This window comes from Vibrio sp. 10N.222.55.B11 (assembly GCF_041473705.1).
GTDB classification, from domain to species: Bacteria; Pseudomonadota; Gammaproteobacteria; order Enterobacterales; family Vibrionaceae; genus Vibrio; species Vibrio crassostreae_C.
On sequence record NZ_JBFRST010000059.1, the window covers coordinates 11427 to 11728 of the forward strand.

General features: G+C 41.7%; 1 protein-coding gene. It reads left to right on the plus strand.

The features are described 5' to 3' along the window. Window positions 1-302 (plus strand): group II intron maturase-specific domain-containing protein (locus AB4503_RS25735; RefSeq protein WP_372115640.1); only part of this gene is annotated, 302 nt, incomplete at both ends.

A 302-nucleotide genomic window follows, 5' to 3' on the forward strand; every position in this document is an offset into this window, starting at 1 on the left:
ATGTTCTTAAGCAATCTGCGTGAACTCATCAAAAAGCACGTAACCCTTCCAGTGAATGATCTTATCAAACTGATAAATCCTAAACTCAGGGGATGGTCGAACTATTATCGGCACTGCGTAGCTAAACAGGTATTCGGATATGTAGGTCACAAGTTATTCCATACGTTATGGCACTGGGCTAAAAGGCGTCATCCAACAAAGTCTAAAACTTGGATTGCCCTAAAATACTTCATCAACCGAAAAGGCCAATGGCAGTTTCACGGTTGGCAGAAGATCATGGATATGGATTGCCAGTTCAATCT